We start from the raw sequence: 18,442 nt of genomic DNA, 5'->3' as shown, positions 1-18,442 counted from the left end.
TGCTGTCATGCCCTTTTAACACCGTTCATCCGGCCAGGGAGCGTGATATGCCAGATACTTGTCCTCGTTTCGTGATTCCACCCTACATTTTACGCCGTATTGTCGACCATGGTTCCGTTCAGCAGCAGCGCTGCGCGCAGCAAACGCTGAGCCATGTACAAACCCTGATGGCGCACGTGCCGGGCCGCCCCACCGCCGCCCATGTCGCCACGCCAGGCCAGCTTGAGCGCGACATTTACGATGCCAGGCAGACTCAGGAACTTCCAGGATTCCAGGTGCGCTTTGAAGGACAACCTTCCAACGGCGATGTCGCCGTCGATGAGGCCTACGACTATCTCGGCATCACCCATGAGTTTTTCTGGAAGAGCTATCATCGCGATTCGCTGGACAACCGCGGATTGAAGCTGACCGGCAGCGTCCACTATGGTCACGAATATCAAAACGCCTTCTGGAACGGGCAGCAAATGGTGTTTGGCGATGGCGATGGCGAGATCTTTAATCGTTTTACAATTGCGATTGATGTGGTGGCGCACGAGTTAAGCCATGGCGTTACGGAGAGCGAAGCCGGGCTTATCTATTTCGAACAATCCGGCGCGCTCAATGAATCGCTTTCCGATGTTTTTGGCTCGCTGGTCAAGCAATATCAACGCCAGCAAACGGCAGATAAAGCAGACTGGATAATTGGCGAGGGGCTCCTCGCGAAAGGGATTCACGGCCAAGGACTGCGATCGATGTCGCATCCGGGGACCGCCTATGATGACCCCATTCTTGGCAAAGACCCGCAACCCGCCCATATGAAAGATTTTGTGCATACCCAGCAGGATAACGGCGGCGTGCATATTAACTCCGGCATTCCTAATCATGCTTTCTATCTCGCCGCCAGCGCGCTGGGTGGTTTTGCATGGGAAAAAGCGGGATACGCCTGGTACGACGCGGTTTGTGATAAGTCACTGGCCAAAGACGCCGATTTTTCAGCCTTTGCCAGACTGACGATTCAACATGGCGAAAAACGTTTTGGTAAAGCGGTCGCCGATACGATTCGCCAGGCCTGGGAGGGCGTTGGAGTCACATCATGAACGAGGCCGATCTTAGCGATGACGCGATTATTGAACTGGCGCGTGAAGGCGGTGTCGCCTGGTTCCCGACGCTTAGCGGCATGCGTAAGATTGTCGTAGCGCAACTTAACGAGCAACAAAAACAGCGCATCGCCGCAATACTGCAGCAGTCGTTGCCGCTCGGCAAGCCGCCGGGGCAGCCGGATTCCCCGGGTAGCGGCGACCAGCGTTTCTTTCGTATCCAAATAATCAGCGCCCAGCACTATCACAGCCTGATCATTCTCATCCCGGAAGAGCGCGCACCGGAGGCGCTGGTTGAACTCTGGCGAAATGGTGAAGGCTGCGTTAGCGATTAACCGAGCACAAATTCGACGCGTTTTTTCGAAATCAGTCCGTGGCCGTGCTGGCAGAAATAATCCACCGCACCGCACGCCTTCAACACTTCCAGCGGCTGATGGCAGTCCGGGCAGCGCGCCTCTAAAGCAAAATCTTTCTCACAGTGCGCGCAATGCGCGCTGTTGCCTTGTGCTTCCAACCGGGCATGACAAATGGGGCAATTGAGTTCCATGGTGTCTCCTTCTCATAATGAATAGCATGAGTTTATCACGTCATACGTCAGCGTTGCTGACCCGGCGAAGCGTTGAATAGGGTAGATAAAAAAACCCGCCAGCGGCGGGTTTCTGCATTATTTGCTTTTCTTGATATGTTTAATCAAGCGCTTACGCTTACGCATCTGGTTCGGCGTCAGGGTATTGCGTTTATTGGCAAACGGGTTTTCCCCTTCCTTGAACTGAATGCGAATCGGCGTACCCATGACATCCAGCGATTTACGGAAGTAGTTCATCAGGTAACGCTTGTAGGAATCCGGCAGGTCTTTCACCTGGTTGCCGTGAATCACCACGATCGGCGGGTTATAACCGCCAGCGTGCGCATACTTCAGCTTCACGCGGCGACCGCGTACCAGCGGCGGCTGATGGTCTTCTGCCGCCATGGTCATAATACGCGTCAGCATGGCGGTACCCACGCGACGGGTGGCGCTGTCGTATGCTTCACGCACCGATTCGAACAGGTTGCCGACGCCGCTGCCGTGCAGAGCGGAGATAAAGTGCACGCGGGCGAAGTCGATGAAGCCCAGACGGAAGTCGAGGGTTTCTTTCACCTGCTCTCTCACTTCCTGGCTCAGGCCATCCCATTTGTTGACCACGATAACCAGGGAACGACCGCTGTTAAGGATAAAGCCCAGCAGCGACAGGTCCTGATCGGAGATGCCTTCACGGGCATCAATGACCAGCATCACCACGTTGGCGTCTTCAATCGCCTGCAGCGTCTTGATGACCGAGAATTTCTCCACGACGTCGGTAATTTTGCCGCGCTTACGCACACCAGCGGTATCGATAAGCACATATTCGCGTTCATCGCGCTGCATCGGAATGTAGATGCTGTCGCGGGTTGTGCCCGGCATATCGTAAACCACCACGCGATCTTCGCCGAGAATACGGTTAGTCAGCGTTGACTTACCGACATTTGGACGACCGACGATCGCCAGCTTAATCGGGAGATCTTGCGGGTTGAAGTCGTCTTCCGGTTCTTCAACTTCTTCGCCGTTTTGCTCGGCTTCAAACTGCGCCCAGTAGGCGGCGTCTTCATCCACTTCTTCCTGCGGATTAACCTCATCCACCCACGGCAGCAGCACATGTTCCAGCAGGCTGGTAACGCCGCGACCGTGCGAAGCGGCGATCGGATAAATATCGCCCAGCCCCAGCGACCAGAAGTCGGCCATCGCCTGATCGACGTCGATGCCGTCGGTTTTGTTCGCCACCAGGAAGGTCGGTTTTTCGCGAGAACGCAGATGTTTGGCGATTGCGGAATCCGCCGGCATCAGGCCCGCGCGCGCATCAACCATAAACAGCACCACGTCGGCCTCTTCAATCGCCAGCAGCGACTGTTCCGCCATCCGGGTTTCCACGCCTTCTTCCGTACCGTCGATACCGCCGGTATCGATACAGATGAATTCGCGGCCTTCCACTTCAGCACGACCGTACTTACGGTCGCGAGTCAGCCCCGGGAAATCCGCGACCAACGCGTCACGAGTGCGCGTTAAGCGGTTGAAGAGCGTGGATTTTCCAACGTTAGGGCGCCCGACAAGCGCGACCACAGGTATCATGTTAAATGCCTCATACAAATTGCAATACAACCTCATTTTACGAGGTTTTTTAAAAAGTCAAAACGGCCCCTGTCTGTCAGGAGCCGTTTATTAAAGCGATACTACCGCGCGAGTTAACGCGTGATTGAATACAGCGTACCGTCTTTGGCCTGGATAAGCAGGCGACCGTCGGCGATAACCGGGTCGGTCAGGAAGCCGGAACTATCGACTTTCTGCTGCGCCACAAAGTGGCCGTCTTCCGGATTGATCCAGTGCATGTAGCCTTCGCTGTCGCCTACCACCAGGCTGCCGTTATACAGCGCCGGAGCGGTCAGCAGACGGTGCAGCAGATCGCTCTGGGTCCACAGCGTTACGCCGCCATCGGTGGTCAGCGCCAGCAGGCGGTCATTCTGATCGACCAGATAGATACGATTGCCGTCAACGATGAAATCGTTCACTGAACCCAGTTCGCGTTTCCAGATAATCTGGCCGCTGCGCAGATCAAGCGCGGTCAGGTTGCCATTATAAGCCAACGTATAAACAACGCCATTAACGATAACCGGCGTGGTGTCAACGTCGTTCAGACGGTCGATCTCAGTCGGGCCGGTAGCCGTAGAAATACGCTGCTGCCAAATCATCTGCCCCTGCTGCATCAGCACGGCGCTGACGCGGCCGTTATCGCCGCCGACAATTGCCGCGCCATAAGCGGTGGCCGGAGCGGATTCACCGCGCAGGGAGAGCGCCGGCATGTCCAGGTTCACGGTCCATTTTACCGCGCCGTCAGTTTCGTTCAGCGCCTGCAGCTGACCGTTACTGGTATGCACCAGTACCATGCCATCGCTAACGACCGGACGAGAAATCGCTTCACCCGCAACACGGCTCTGCCACGCAACGGTACCGTCGCTGGTATTCAGCGCGAACAGCTGCGCCTTTTCAGTACCAACATAAACGTGGCCGCCGGAAACGGTCAGCCCGCCGGAGAGCAGCGCCGGGGCGCGCGAGAACCAGCCGTCTTTTTCCGCCAGGTTCACCGACCAGACTTCTTTTCCGTCTTCAGCGTGCAGCGCTTTCACGGTGCCTTTACGGTCAGCCGCATACACAACGCCGTCAGCAAACGCCGGGTGCAGGTTGGAATAGAAATCACCGATACCATCGCCAACTGAAGTGCTCCAGGACGTGGACGGCGTAAACTGGTTTTCCACCGTCGGCAGCGGTGACATTTTCACCACGTCTTCTTCGCTGTTAAACAGCGAGCAACCGCTCAGTAAGGTGACGGAAAGCAGCCCTGGCAAAAGTAATTTACGCAATTGCATCGAGTCCCTCTCAGATGGACAAATTATTTATTTTCATACGCATCATTTCGCTGAGCGCTGGCGATGCATCGCTTTTCACGCCTGCTTCCCAGGCCGCGCGGGCGCCCTGCTTGTCGCCTTTGCTCAGCAGAATTTCACCTCGCAAATCGGCGACGATAGCGGTCCAGCCTTCGCCTTTAATGCCTTCCAGGGTTTTCAGCGCCGCATCCGGCTGCTTGAGCTGCAGCTGTACGCGGGCCAGACGCATATTGATAACCGATTTCAGGTTATCATCGGAGGCGGCAGTCAGCCCTTGTTGCAGCTGCTTCTCCGCGCCCTGCAGATCGTTTTTGTCGACCAGACGCTGCGCGAGCTCCAGCGATGCGAACGCGCCATAGGTGTTTTTACTGTCGGCGGCGAATTTCTCCGCCGCGGTCAGCGTTTCAGGCGTACCCGATTTCAGCGCGGAAATGGCATTTTCGTAGGCCAGAGAGGAATCCCGGGCCGAATCCAGCTGATGGGAAGTCCAGTAGCGCCAGCCAACCAGCGCGCCGATCCCTAAAATCACCCCGACGGCCAGCGCTTTACCGTTCTCGGCAAAGAAACGCTTGAGGGCGTCGACCTGCTCGTTTTCGTTGTTGAAAGTTTCCACGCAGTCCTTCTCCTGACTAATGGTTTCCGGGAAATTAACCCAGAAGTGTGCGCAAATGCGCGGCAACGCTATCCTGCGTTACGGTAGTTTGCTCACCTGAGCGTAAATCCTTCACTACCACGTTTCCGTCAGCAATTTCTGACTCACCAACCACCAGCGCGACGCGCGCGCCCCACTTGTCAGCGCGAGCGAACTGCTTTTTAAAGTTACCGCCGCCGTGGTTAGTCATCAGCTTAACGCCGGGCAGCGCATCGCGAACCTGCTCAGCCAGACGCATTGCTGCGGACTGAGTATCGGTACCGGAGGCTACCAGGTATATATCGACAACAGGATCGGCTTTAAATTCCGGATTGACTGCCTGAACCAGCAAAACAAGACGTTCCAGGCCCATCGCAAAGCCAACGCCCGGCGTCGCGCGACCGCCAAGCTGCTCAACCAGACCGTCGTAACGGCCGCCGGCGCAGACGGTGCCCTGCGAACCGAGGCTGGTGGTGACCCACTCAAATACGGTGCGATTGTAATAGTCAAGCCCGCGCACCAGACGCTGGTTGACGGTATAGCGAATTCCGGCCGCGTCGAGCAGCGCGCACAGACCGGCGAAGTGTTCTTTGGACTCGTCGTCCAGATAATCGCCCAGCGCCGGCGCATCGTTCAGCAGCGCCTGTACTTCCGGATTTTTAGAGTCCAGCACGCGCAGCGGGTTGGTATACATGCGGCGTTTGCAGTCTTCATCAAGCTTATCTTTAAATTGTTCCAGATAGGCAACCAGCGCGTCGCGATAGGCGGCACGCGCCTCCAGCGAACCGATGGAGTTCAGCTCAAGGCTGACGTGATCGGAAATGCCCAGCTCGCGCCACCAGCGCGCGGTCAACATGATAAGCTCGGCGTCGATGTCCGGGCCCTGCAGGCCAAAGACTTCCGCGCCAATCTGATGGAACTGACGGTAGCGTCCTTTCTGCGGACGTTCGTGGCGGAACATCGGCCCCACGTACCACAGACGCTGTTCTTGATTGTACAGCAGACCATGTTCGATGCCGGCACGTACGCAGCCCGCCGTTCCTTCCGGACGCAGCGTCAGGCTATCGCCATTGCGGTCTTCGAAGGTATACATCTCTTTTTCAACCACGTCGGTCACTTCGCCGATCGCGCGTTTGAATAACGGGGTCTGCTCTACAATCGGCAAACGAATTTCGCTGTAACCGTAGCTACCAAGCACCTGCTTCAGTGAGCCTTCAATGCGCTGCCAGAGAGCGGTTTCGCCCGGCAGATAATCGTTCATGCCACGGATGGCTTGAATGTTCTTTGCCACGTTTATTCTCTTTATATATAAAAATGAACCCCGGCGCCTTGCGCCCGCAGGTTCAATCATACACGGGAAGCGTATTGCTTCCCAACACGTTATTTTGCTTCAACCTGCTGAACTTCAATACGACGCGCTTCATCCAGCATGGTGGCTTTCGCGCGGATACGCGCTTCCAGCTGGTCGATCATGTCATTATTGTCCAGTCGGTCTTTGCGCACGCCGTCTTCATACAGGCCGCTTTTCTTGTTGCCGCCGGTGACGCCGAGGGTAGAAACCAGCGCTTCGCCTGGGCCGTTAACCACGCAGCCGATGATCGAAACATCCATCGGAGTGATGATATCTTCCAGACGCTGCTCCAGCGCGTTCACCGTACCGATGACGTCAAACTCCTGACGCGAGCAGGTTGGGCAAGCGATAAAGTTAATACCGCGGGAACGGATGCGCAGCGACTTCAGGATATCGAAGCCGACTTTGATCTCTTCCACCGGATCGGCTGCCAGCGACACGCGCAGGGTATCGCCGATCCCTTCAGACAGCAGCAAACCTAAACCGATCGCGGATTTTACCGCGCCGCTACGCGCGCCGCCGGCTTCGGTGATCCCGAGATGCAGCGGCTGATCGATCTGCTTCGCCAACAGGCGATAGGATTCAACGGCGAGGAAGACATCAGAAGCTTTTACGCTAACTTTGAACTGATCGAAGTTCAAACGATCGAGATGATCGACGTGACGCATGGCGGACTCTAACAGCGCCTGCGGCGTCGGCTCGCCGTATTTTTCCTGCAGATCTTTTTCCAGCGAACCGGCGTTGACGCCGATGCGGATAGGAATGTTTTTGTCGCGCGCGCAGTCCACGACCATGCGGATACGCTCTTCGTTACCTATGTTGCCTGGGTTGATGCGCAGGCAATCAACGCCATATTCCGCGACTTTCAGCGCGATACGGTAGTCAAAGTGGATATCGGCGACCAGCGGGACGTTGACCTGCTGTTTGATGAGCTTGAAAGCTTCCGCTGCGTCCATCGTCGGGACGGAAACGCGGACGATGTCCGCGCCCACGCGCTCCAGCGCTTTAATTTGATTTACCGTCGCGGCCACATCGGTGGTGCGAGTATTGGTCATCGACTGTACGGCGATGGGAGCCCCATCGCCAATCGGCACATTACCAACGTAAATGCGTTTGGACTTTCTACGTTGAATCGGAGCCTGGTTATGCATGAAAAATCTCCCGCGTTACCCGTCTGTTACTGCGCCGGTGATTGTTCGGCATTAAGGGTCAGACGCGCAACCTGGTTAGTTCTGATAAAACGACTCAAATCGACTGGTTTGCCCAGATACTGGATTTGTACCGCAGCCGGGGCGCCGATTTTCAGCTTATACGGCGCCTGACCGCTCAGGTTCAGGTTCCCGCCTTTACGCTGCAGACCGCTGAACAGTTTTTTACCGGTCGCATCGCTCACTTCCAGCCAGCAATCGGCGCTAAAGTTCATTACCAGATCCTGAGCGGAAGCCGCCGCTGCGGCATTGGCCTGATCGGTAGGCAATGCGGAGGTCGGGGCTGGCGCAGCCGGCGCGGTGGCGGCGGTATCGACGTTCGCCTGCGAAGGGGCGACCACGGCGTTGTTATCCGCCGGCGCGGAGGTAGCCGCTGGCGCGCTCGCGGCTGGCGCAGTCGAGTTATCGACCGGCGCGCTATTGGTATTGGCTGCCGTCGTATCCGGCGCGTTATTCGCCGAACCGGTGTCCAGCGGAATTGACTGGCTGCCGCTATCGCTACTGTTCAGATCGCTGGAGGATTGATCGGCCATGCTGGTGATCTCTTCCTGCTGCGCTTTGTGGTCTTGCCACCACCATGCGCCGCTCAGGCCGATAACCACAAACAAAATCAGCCAGGTAAAGCTCATCAGCCAACCGTCGCGTTTTTTACGACGTTTACCCAGCGAGAAGCTCTGCATCGGCGCCACTTTGGCGGCGCGAATTGGCGCTTGCTTCGCCATCATCGGCAGCAGTTCTTCTTCCGGGATATGTACGAGGCGAGCGTAGGAACGGATATAGCCGCGCAGGAAGGTCGAAGCGAGATCGGCTGGCGCCTTATCTTCTTCAATATCACGAACCGTGGAAACCTTCAGGCATAAGCGTTCAGCCACCGCTTGCTGGCTGAGTCCGAGTTGTTCGCGGGCATTACGCAGGCGCGCGCCCGTAGAGTTTGCTTCTTGATGGTCTTGAGTGGCTTCAGTATTCATTCGCTACAACTACTGGTACGTGAAATTTAAAGTTCAGCGCGGGAAAGAGCCTGCGCCGCGAGACACTGCTCAACGTCAACCGACAGTATAAGGCTGTCCGGGCGACTATCACAGAGACTTATCAATATTGAATGCTAAGCGGTTGTTGTACCGCTACATACTGCCTCAAAGTCGACAAAAACGCACCGTAATTATTAACCGAATCAGCGTATTTCGCCTGGCAATTCGACATATTTATGCAGCGCGCAGCGAAAGCTGTGCGCTGCATAACTTATCAGACGGCTTTCACGTCGATCGCTTCGCCCTGCATACGCTTACGCAGCGTACGTTTAGTACGGTCAATTACGTCGCCCGCCAGCTGGCCACAGGCAGCATCGATATCGTCGCCGCGGGTTTTACGCACGATGGTGGTGAAACCATATTCCATCAGCACTTTGGAGAAACGATCGATACGGCTGTTAGAACTACGGCCATACGGCGCGCCCGGGAACGGGTTCCATGGGATCAGGTTGATCTTGCACGGCGTATCTTTCAGCAGCGCCGCCAGTTCGTGGGCGTGCTCGGTACCGTCGTTGACGTGATCCAGCATGACGTACTCGATAGTCACGCGGCCCTGGTTGGCGTTGGACTTCGAAATATAGCCGCGCACCGAGTTCAGGAAGGTCTCAACATTGTACTTTTTGTTAATCGGTACAATTTCGTCGCGGATGGTGTCGTTCGGCGCGTGCAGAGAAATCGCCAGCGCAACGTCGATCATGTCGCCGAGTTTATCCAGCGCCGGCACCACGCCGGAAGTGGACAAGGTCACGCGACGTTTGGAGAGACCAAAACCGAAATCATCCAGCATGATTTCCATCGCCGGAACGACGTTATTGAGGTTCAGCAGCGGCTCGCCCATACCCATCATTACCACGTTGGTAATTGGACGTACGCCGGTAGTCTTCACCGCGCCGACGATTTTCGCCGCGCGCCAGACCTGGCCGATAATTTCGGAAACGCGCAGGTTACGGTTGAAGCCTTGCTGAGCGGTGGAGCAGAATTTACATTCCAGCGCACAGCCAACCTGTGAAGAAACGCACAGCGTGGCGCGGTCTTCTTCCGGGATGTAGACCGTTTCAACGCGCTGATCGCCAACGGCAATCGCCCACTTAATGGTGCCGTCGCTGGAGCGCTGCTCTTCAACGACTTCCGGCGCGCGGATCTCGGCGACTTCCTTCAGTTTGCCGCGCAGGACTTTGTTGATGTCGGTCATTTCATCAAAGTCATCGCAGCAGTAGTGATACATCCATTTCATCACCTGATCGGCGCGGAAAGGCTTCTCGCCCATGTTTTTGAAAAACTCGCGCATCTGCTGACGGTTTAAATCCAGCAGGTTGATTTTGGCATCTTTATTCGGCACCGTCAGAGCGGCGGTATCAGGTGTGACAATTTGTTCAGACATAATTTTTCCGGCCTCGTTATTACACGTTATGGCCCCAGGTGGGTTGAAAAAGAAACGCCCCGGAGAGCGACTGCTCGTCCGGGGGCGCTATATTCTACAAATTCTGGCGCATCATTGCCACGTTTGCACAAAGCAATGATAAAAAAATCTGTAACTGACTGCTCAATCCTCTAAGGCTTTTCGATTGTCAGGCCACGCCGCGACGGTCGAAAAGACGAGGGTCGTATCTCCAAAGTATTTCAGGTCACAGCGAGGCGGCGAGTTCGCAAATCCCCGGGAGCATAGATAACTATGTGACCGGGGTGCGCGAATGAAGCCAACAAAGCTGTGGCGTGAAAGACGCAGGAGATTAGCGAGTACGCGGGCAAACCTCGCCTTCAGCAAAGAAGAACGCGATTTCGCGAGCAGCAGACTCTACAGAGTCGGAACCGTGGGTGCCGTTCTCGGTGAAGCTGTCAGCGTAGTCAGCGCGCAGGGTACCGGCCAGGGCGTTGTCCGGGTTGGTCGCGCCCAGCAGGTCACGGTGACGCTGAACCGCGTTTTCGCCTTCCAGTACGGAAACCACGATCGGGCCGGAGGTCATGAACTCAACCAGACCGTCGAAGAACGGACGGCCTTCGTGCTCAGCATAGAAGCCGCGAGCCTGCTCAACGGTCAGATGCAGCATTTTGGTGCCGACGATTTTGAACCCTGCAGCTTCAAAGCGAGAAAAGATGCTGCCAATAACGTTTTTTGCCACCGCGTTTGGTTTGATGATGGAAAAAGTACGTTCAATAGCCATGATTACCTCTAATTAAATGTTCTGTTGTTGCACATACGATCGTATGGCCTGGCGCGCATTATAATGAGCAACGTCGGCGATGCCTACGGACGAAGGTAACATTTTGTTAAAATAAGATGAGTATTAGCAACACAAACCGCCAACAACAGATTTACCCTGTTTATTGTAGGGTGAAATTGGCGGCCGCCGTTTGCCCCGCCTCATCCATTACCACCAGTTGCCACTCGCCGGGCCTATCGAGCGTAATTATCGTTCTTGCGCCTGCTGCCTCTAACGGTTCACCGTTAATAAACCACCAGCGCCGCCCTTCTCCACCGCTCGTTTGCACGGGTAACATCACCCGCGCCTCGCCCGGGAGCCGTTTTATTACCGCCCCTTCGCGAATGCCGGAAAGCACCAGCGGCGCGGCATCCTGAGTCTGCAGCGGCGGACACGCCTTCGATGCCGTGCCCAGCCGCGCCCGGCGGCGCTCGCTAACCGGCAGCCAGGGTTCTAACGGTAGCGGCCAGACATCAACAGAAGTTTCTGTCGCGCCCGGACAATCCGCGGCGACCCTTTCTCCTGCTGCGTTACGCCACACCGGGAAGCGGATACCGCGCACACCCTCCTGACCCGGCAACAGCAGCGTCGGCGGCTGGCTGGCATCCAGAAGCCAGCTGGCTAAGCGCCGGCGGCAGTTGCTATCGCCAACCGGCAGATCCTGCCCGCCGGGCCAGCAGATAGTGCCGCGGCTGACCGACGGCGGACGCGGGTCGACCGGCAGCCCGCCGCGGCTCATTAACGGACGCGCCAGCAGCATATTATTGACCTGGTTTAACAGCGGCACGGCGCTGGCAAAACCAAACTGCCCCACCACCGGCGTACCGTCTGGCCGTCCGGTCCAGATGCCAATCAAGTAACGCGCGTTGAGGCCTACCGCCCACGCATCGCGATAACCGTAGCTGGTGCCGGTTTTCCACGCCAGCGGCACCGCTTGCGGCAGCGACGCATCGGGTAACGGCTGGGCTTCGCCTGCCAATATCCGCCGGGTGATCCACGCCGCGCCTGGCGACATTAGCGCCCTTTCCACCAGCGGGTCGTCGGGTTTCATGCGCAACCGCGCCGCTTTGCCATGACGGGCGAAAGCGCCGTACGCCGCGACAATATCTTCCAGCCGCGCTCCAGCGCCGCCGAGGATCAGCGACAGATTCGGTTCAGCGCCGGCGGGCAACATCAAGGGAAGGCCGGCATTGCGTAAATTAGCCGCAAAGCGTTTGGGTCCATAGGCCTCGAGCACCTGCACCGCCGGCAGATTCAACGAACGCACCAGAGCCTCGCTGGCGCTCACCGGGCCATGAAACCCGCTGTCGAAATTACCGGGGCGATAATCGCTAAAGCGCCGCGGCACATCCTGTAATAGCGATGCCGGGTGAATCAGCCCGTCATCCATCGCCATCGCGTAGATAAAGGGTTTCAGCACCGAACCCGGCGAGCGCACCGCCGAGACCATATCAATGTGGCCGAAGCGGCTATCGTCGCGGATATCCGCCGAACCCACCCAGCCGCGGACTTTCATGTCAGTGTGATCGACGACGACAATCGCCAGTGAGCTGCGCGGCGGCAGACGTGATTTCCAGTTCATCGCCAGATCTTCAAGCTGCCGCTGGAGCCCGGCATCGAGCGTTGTCGTCACCTTTTCATCACGACTTGTCGCCAGCGCCCGGCGCGCAAACAGCGGCGCCAGCTGCGGCATCTGCCGCGGGAAAAGCCACACCGGCTCTTCCATCGCTTCCTGTACCGCCCGTTGCGGCCAGACGCCCTGGCTGAGCATCCGCTCCAGCACCTTATCGCGAGCGGCCTGGGCCCGCTGCGGCCAGCGGTCCGGGCGTAAACGGCTCGGCGCCTGCGGCAGCACGGCCAGTAGCGCCGCCTCGCCGTAGCTGAGCTGGGCGGGCGGTTTGCCGAGATAAGCCCAGCTGGCCGCGCCGATCCCCTGTAGGGTGCCGCCAAACGGCGCGCGGTTCAGATACAGGGTAAGAATTTCGCTTTTTGACAGATGCCACTCCAGCTGCAGCGCCCGCCATAGCTGGCGTAGCTTGCCGCCAAAGGTGCGCGGATGAGGGTCGAGCAGACGCGCCACCTGCATGGTGAGGGTGCTGCCGCCAGATATCAGCCGCCCGGAAGTAAGATCCTGCCAGGCGGCGCGCAGCACCGCGAAGGGGTTGACCCCCGGATGTTTCCAGAACCAACGGTCTTCATACTGAATGAGCGCCTGCAGATAGCGCGGCGAAACGTCAGCGATAGCCACCGGGTAACGCCAGACGCCCTGCGCGTCAGCAAAGCGCCACAGCGGCGTGCCGTCTTCCGCCACCACCACGCGGGCAGGAGTGACTTCATGCAGCGGCAGCGGCCACAGACGGTCGGCCGCCAATAGCGCCAGCCACGACAGAAAAATAAACGCCGCCAGCCAGCGCCAGCGGCGTTTTATGCGAGGTAATGCACGCATTTACGGCGTAACGGTAAGCGGGCCGCTGGCCGCCCCTGTTGCCCGCCACTGCGGTACATACATCGATTCCACCTGCGGCTGCGGAACCTGATAGGTGCCAGGCGTCACCGCCCGCGCCAGATAGACCAGCGTCACCGGCTGACCTTCATTAATGGCGACTGCGGCGACAAAGCGGTCGTCGCGGAACTCGATATGCTGAATATCCGCCTGCTGCATCTGGTTAAGCAGATTTTGTACCGCTTCGCCATTCTCCTGCAGGCTGGCGCTGCTATTGGCCAGGTTCTGGTTTTCCAGCTCAAGGCCCGCCGGCAGCAGATCGACCACCAGCGCGTCAGGAACGTTACGTTTGGCGGTCACCTCCAGCTTGACCAGCACCAGTTCGCCGCTACGCAGCGAGGTCAGCGATTTCTGCTGTCCGTGAGTATCGAAAATGGCGCGTTCAATCCCCAACACGTTGCCGCCCGGCTGCGGCGCGCTTTGCGGATAACCGCTGCTATCGAGACGCAGCCACAGCGGCTGATTGCCGGTATTCGTCACCTGTAGCGCCGCCAGCCGATCGCCGTCGAGATTGCGGGTTTGCGCTTTGTCGCTGGCAAGCGGCTGCGCCTGCAGCGAGGTTTGCGCCTGCCAGTTGCCCGGCAGGTCGGCGAGGGTACGCCCGGCAAGGAACAGCGCGTTGGTTTCCTGGGTCGACAGCCAGCGCTGACCGAAGGCCTCTTCCGACAAGCTGCCCAACAGCTGATTTTGTACCTCCGGCAGCAGCTTGTTCTCTTCCAGCAGCGCCAGTTTCAGCGCATCATCGCGAAGTTGGCTGCCGTAATCGCCCAGCCAACGATTCTCATCCTGGCGCGGCGTGGCAACCGCCAGCTTCATGGCCTCATCGCCGCGCGGCGCATCGCCCATGGTTTTCAGCGCAATACCGAGTTGCAGCAGCGGTAGTCCGGATCGCGCCTGTTCGTGACGGCTCCAGATTTCACGCAAGGCGCCGAGCGGCGCTTTTTGCTGGCGCGCCAGCACCAGCGCGGCGTAGGCCTGAGCGGCAAAGCGGCTGGCCTGCGCATCGTCGCTGTAGCGCACGGTCATCAAACCCGGCTCCTGCAGATAGCGCAGCAGGCGCTCGTTGCCCTTATTAAGGGCGTTGACCGGCACGCTATAGCCCTGCTCGCCCGCGCGGACGAGGAAGTCCATGGCGTAGGCGGTTAACCAGTACTCTTCCGGGCCCTCTTTATCCCATAGCGCAAAGCCGCCGTTTTCCAGCTGCATCTGCAGCAGGCGCGAGATACCAACATCGACCGCCGCGCGGCGTTTCTCATCGCTATCGCCGCTGATCCCCAGCGCTTTTAGCTGCGCCGCGCTGGTGTACAGAGAAGGGAACAGGCCGCTGGCGGTCTGCTCAAGGCAGCCGTAAGGATAGGCTTTCAGCTCGCGAATATAGCGGGCGAGATTCAACGGCGGTTTACCGCTGAGCAGCAGTTGGCCCTGCAGCGTTTGCGGGGCGAACCCCTGACTCTGCGCCGCCGGCGCCTGCCAGCTTTCACCAGGTTGTAGCACCGCGCCGCTATTGACGGTCTGGGCCGGGAATGCCGGACGCACGCCGATTTTCCACTGCTTTTGCAGCGGCGCGAAGGTTTCGCCCGGCAGATTCAGGCCGCTGATGGTGGCATTGACCTGACCATCGCCGAATCCCGCTAACGCGGTCACCGGTATAAACAGCGTGCTGCGGGCGCCCGGCGCCAGTTGTACTGGCGGCAGTTGGCCATCGGTCAACGTGACCAACCCGCTGGCGGTAAGATGCACCTGCAGGGTTTGCGGTTTGTCGGTCAGATTACTGAGATCCAGCGCCAGACGCGTGGCGTCGCCGCTGGCAAGGAAGCGCGGGGTATTCAGTTCCGCGATAACCGGGGCGGCAACCACCACTTTATCTTCGCTGCTGCCGAAGTCATCTGCCGTCCACGCCTGAGCCATCACCCGCAGCTCGCCGTTAAAATCACCGATGGGCAACGTCACCGTGCCTTCGCCCTGGTCATTCAACACCACCGGCTGCGCCTGCTGGGCGACGATCGTCACGTGATTAACCGGCGGTTTACCGCCGCGTTTCAACTCGTCGCCATCGCCGCCGAAGCGCAGGCTGGCTAAACGCCCCTGCCCTTCGATTACCTGACCATAGATGTCATAAATATCCGCGCCGTAGCGCTTCTGGCCGAAGAAGGCGTTCCACGGATCCGGCGTGGCGTAATCGGTAATATTCAGCACCCCGCTATCCACCGCCGAGAGCAGAACGTTAACCTGTTTCGGCACCTCGCCCTCCTTGACGCTGGCCTTCACTTTCACCGTCAGCGGCTGATTCGGGCGCATTTTGTCCGGTGCCTCCAGCGCCAGCGTCAGACGGCGGTTTTCATCGCCCAGCGGCAGATGCAGCAAGCCGACCGCGCGTTTCGGCGTCGCCGAGCGCGATTTATCGCCGGGGCGAACCACCAGCGTGCTGAGGTAGAGGTCGTGGCGATTCCAGGCTTTATCGACCGGAATCGACAGTTCCATGCCCTCCGCCGGGACGTCAATCTCCTGCCACCACAGCGGCCCTTCGCTGGATTCCACCATCGCGTAGCCTTTACCCGCCGCCGGAGCGGCAATATGCAGCTTGATGGTGTCGCCCGGTTTGTAGCCTGGTTTGTCGAGCTTCATCGTCACGCGGTCAGGACGCGCCGCGCCGGCGCCTTCGCTGTTATCCTGCCAGCTATAGCCTGCCCAGAAGCGCACGCTGCTGACGACGTCGTCCGGCCCCTTCACCTCAAGACGATACGAGCCCCACTCCACCGGGAAACTTACTTTGCCGGTCTGCCCGGCCTGCAGATCCAGCGACGTTTCGCCCTCCTGCAGATCTTTTTGATCAAACTGCGACTGCCAGCCCTCACTATCGGACCAGTTCCAGTAGTAGTCGCGCCGCTCGCGGATCAGCCGCACCTGCAGACCGGAGACCGCTTTTTTCTCGCCTTTCGCGTCGGCATAGACGATGTCAAAAGCGGCGTTACTGTTTTCATCCACCACCGGCTGTTTCACCGTGGTATCGGTGCGGTAGTCGTAGACGTCCTTCAGCGTAAATTGCGGGCGGATCCCCGGCAGCGCCTCGGCAGGCCAGATCGGCTGCTGTACGGTGCGGGTCACCGGACGGCCGCCTGATTCCAGCAGGCTGGCCTGCAACACCACCTGCAGCGGCGAGTGGCTATCCTGCCACTGGCTCGAAGTCGTCACTTCCCCATGGCCTTTTTCATCCAGCGTCAGCTGAACTTCGTCCAGGCTGCGGGAGAGGTTTTCTTCCGCGATATCGCCGAACTGGAAGCCCGGCAGCGCCGCGACGGCGTCGCGCAGCGGGCGCAGGAACAGTTTGCCCTGCAGTTGGTTGCCGCTGGCCGGCGCGCCGTAGAGATAGGCGCCGCTGACGCTAAAGGCGACGTCGGCATCCGGGGCTATAGGCGCGGACTGCGGTGTCAGATTCAGCGCCATGCGTTCGGGCATAAAGTCTTCGACGTGGAAATCCCACTCGCGGGGTTGATTATCGCCGGTGCTGGCGCGAATGTGCCACATACCGGTGGCCGCGCCGCTGTCGAGCGGATAAGTAAACTGATACAGGCCATTGACCGGTTTGCTCATCACAGAGCGAATCACCTGGCCATCCGGCTGCACCACTTCCAGCTTCACCGGCTGCTCCGCCAGCGGTTTACCATCGCCGTCGCGCAACAGCGCGTTAAGAATAACCGTTTCCCCCGGGCGATAGAGATCGCGCGGGCCAAACATAAAGAACTGTTTACTGAAGCCAGGAGCGCCAGCGATGGAGAATTCCGCCAGATCCAGCGCCGGCAGTTTAAGGTCAAGCAGCGTAGTCTGCCCGTCTTTACGCGCCAGCAGCAGCGCCGCTTCTTTGTCGGTTTGCAGAGTAACATGGCCCAGGCTATCGCTTTTCGCCTGCGCCAGCGTCTGCCCTTTGGCGTTTAGCAGTTGCACTTCAATTCCCGACTGCGCGGCGCCATTTTCGAGGCTCTGGGTGAAGACATCGAGCCGGTTGTGGTAGCGATGCGCCGAGACGCCAATATCGCTGAGGGTGAACAGCGTTGCCGCGTTACTGTAGCTATAATGACCCGCCGGGTTCATCACCGCCACATAGACGCCCGGCTGCTGGAGCGGCTTGATGTCGGTAAGCGGCAGCAGCAGCTTTTCACGGGTATTCCGCGCCGGGTTGAGATCGAAGCGTCCGCTATAAACCAGATCGGCCATCTTCAACAGTTCATCAGATTCCCAATTGCTTAACGAGTTACGGTATTCCCACTGACTGACGAAGGCTGAAAGTGATTCCGGCTTAATCCGGAAGAAATTGACGTCGACATTGTCGACGTTCAGCGCCATCACCGGCAGCCCGGCGACCACTTTCCCCGGCAGCAGCGAGCCGCGACTGGCGAAACCGACGCTCGGCGCGATATCGCGGGTGGCGATGGTTTTTTCAAAAGGGCTGCCGAGGGTGGCGTCATTGAGGGCAATGAGCGTTGGATCAACGGTGACGATCAATTCACGCTTTGGCTCGAGATGGCGCAGACGCAGCTCTTTGAGATTCGGCGCCAGCTCCCATGCGCCGTCAACCTTGCCGCTTTTCTTATCGACCAGATGGACGCTGCGGGAGAAATCCTGATCCGGCTTGAGCGGAATGGAGAAAGTCAGCACCAGCGTCGCCGCGCCGTCGAGCTGCACTTCAGAAGCGTCGAGCACCGTCAGCGCCTTGCCCTGGCTTTTTTCTTTTAACGTCGCCAGCTGGGCGCTATCCGGTTTTTTCGCGCTATCGGCAGCGCCTTTGTCGGCCGCCGATACGGCCTGCGGTTCACCGCTGTTATCGCAGCCGCTTAATGATAGTGCGGTAAGGAGCGCCAACGATAGCGCCGCTAAACGAAATGGTTTCATCCTTCTAACCCCTAGGCCCAGAGCCTGATGCAATCAATAACGTTCTATTATGCGTCATCGCGGCGATTCTCAACAGCTACCAGCATAGAAACCGCCTATGAATC

General features: G+C 58.4%; 13 protein-coding genes. 2 read left to right on the top strand and 11 right to left on the bottom strand.

Going from position 1 to position 18,442, the window contains the following annotated elements; genetic code table 11:
• The first annotated feature begins 47 nt into the window (after nt 1-47).
• Together ABLV66_RS06790 and ABLV66_RS06785 are read left to right on the top strand one after the other, a co-directional pair.
• Nucleotides 48-1,076: a M4 family metallopeptidase gene (locus tag ABLV66_RS06790; protein ID WP_047043441.1), complete on the top strand. Its 1,029-nt coding sequence runs from the start codon at nt 48-50 to the stop codon at nt 1,074-1,076.
• A complete protein-coding gene (locus ABLV66_RS06785) occupies nt 1,073-1,411 on the top strand; it encodes a protealysin inhibitor emfourin (protein ID WP_047043438.1) in 339 nt (112 codons plus the stop codon). The genes ABLV66_RS06790 and ABLV66_RS06785 overlap by 4 nt, the downstream gene beginning before the upstream one ends.
• Here the strand turns inward: ABLV66_RS06785 and ABLV66_RS06780 are convergent.
• The 11 genes from ABLV66_RS06780 to ABLV66_RS06730 all read right to left on the bottom strand — a co-directional run bounded on the left by ABLV66_RS06780 (nt 1,408) and on the right by ABLV66_RS06730 (nt 18,338).
• On the bottom strand, nt 1,408-1,623 hold the full coding sequence (locus ABLV66_RS06780; protein ID WP_047043436.1) for a zinc ribbon domain-containing protein: 216 nt from the start codon (nt 1,621-1,623) through the stop codon (nt 1,408-1,410). The genes ABLV66_RS06785 and ABLV66_RS06780 overlap by 4 nt on opposite strands.
• Nucleotides 1,624-1,740: 117 nt before the next feature.
• Nucleotides 1,741-3,219: a ribosome biogenesis GTPase Der gene (gene der / locus ABLV66_RS06775; protein WP_015370328.1), complete on the bottom strand. Its 1,479-nt coding sequence runs from the start codon at nt 3,217-3,219 to the stop codon at nt 1,741-1,743.
• A gap of 113 nt (nt 3,220-3,332) precedes the next feature.
• A complete protein-coding gene (bamB, locus tag ABLV66_RS06770) occupies nt 3,333-4,511 on the bottom strand; it encodes an outer membrane protein assembly factor BamB (RefSeq protein WP_045392712.1) in 1,179 nt (392 codons plus the stop codon).
• Nucleotides 4,512-4,521: 10 nt separating this feature from the next.
• Entirely contained in the window at nt 4,522-5,142 is a 621-nt protein-coding gene (locus tag ABLV66_RS06765) for a YfgM family protein (protein WP_045392715.1), read from the bottom strand.
• 34 nt (nt 5,143-5,176) lie between these two features.
• Nucleotides 5,177-6,451: a histidine--tRNA ligase gene (gene hisS, locus ABLV66_RS06760; protein ID WP_015703166.1), complete on the bottom strand. Its 1,275-nt coding sequence runs from the start codon at nt 6,449-6,451 to the stop codon at nt 5,177-5,179.
• 89 nt (nt 6,452-6,540) lie between these two features.
• Nucleotides 6,541-7,662: a flavodoxin-dependent (E)-4-hydroxy-3-methylbut-2-enyl-diphosphate synthase gene (gene ispG, locus ABLV66_RS06755; RefSeq protein WP_015370324.1), complete on the bottom strand. Its 1,122-nt coding sequence runs from the start codon at nt 7,660-7,662 to the stop codon at nt 6,541-6,543.
• A 26-nt stretch (nt 7,663-7,688) separates the two neighbouring features.
• Nucleotides 7,689-8,687 (bottom strand): cytoskeleton protein RodZ, encoded by a 999-nt coding sequence (gene rodZ, locus ABLV66_RS06750; RefSeq protein WP_348876955.1) that lies wholly within the window; start codon nt 8,685-8,687, stop codon nt 7,689-7,691.
• Nucleotides 8,688-8,961: 274 nt separating this feature from the next.
• On the bottom strand, nt 8,962-10,128 hold the full coding sequence (gene rlmN / locus ABLV66_RS06745) for a dual-specificity RNA methyltransferase RlmN (protein WP_348876954.1): 1,167 nt from the start codon (nt 10,126-10,128) through the stop codon (nt 8,962-8,964).
• Between the two features lie 349 nt (nt 10,129-10,477).
• The gene (gene ndk / locus ABLV66_RS06740; RefSeq protein WP_004866348.1) at nt 10,478-10,909 is read right to left on the bottom strand and encodes a nucleoside-diphosphate kinase; all 432 of its coding nucleotides are present in this window, start codon (nt 10,907-10,909) and stop codon (nt 10,478-10,480) included.
• Nucleotides 10,910-11,069: 160 nt separating this feature from the next.
• Nucleotides 11,070-13,394, bottom strand: a complete 2,325-nt coding sequence (gene pbpC, locus ABLV66_RS06735) for a peptidoglycan glycosyltransferase PbpC (protein ID WP_348876953.1) — start codon at nt 13,392-13,394, stop codon at nt 11,070-11,072.
• Nucleotides 13,395-18,338, bottom strand: coding sequence for an alpha-2-macroglobulin family protein (locus ABLV66_RS06730; RefSeq protein ID WP_348876952.1), 4,944 nt, complete (start codon nt 18,336-18,338; stop codon nt 13,395-13,397).
• Between the last annotated feature and the right edge of the window lie 104 nt (nt 18,339-18,442).

Origin of the sequence: Klebsiella sp. CN_Kp073, from assembly GCF_040065495.2 — a bacterium.
Classification (GTDB): domain Bacteria; phylum Pseudomonadota; class Gammaproteobacteria; order Enterobacterales; family Enterobacteriaceae; genus Klebsiella; species Klebsiella aerogenes.
The sequence above is the reverse complement of the archived record's forward strand: the minus strand, read 5'-3'. Positions and strand labels throughout refer to the sequence as shown.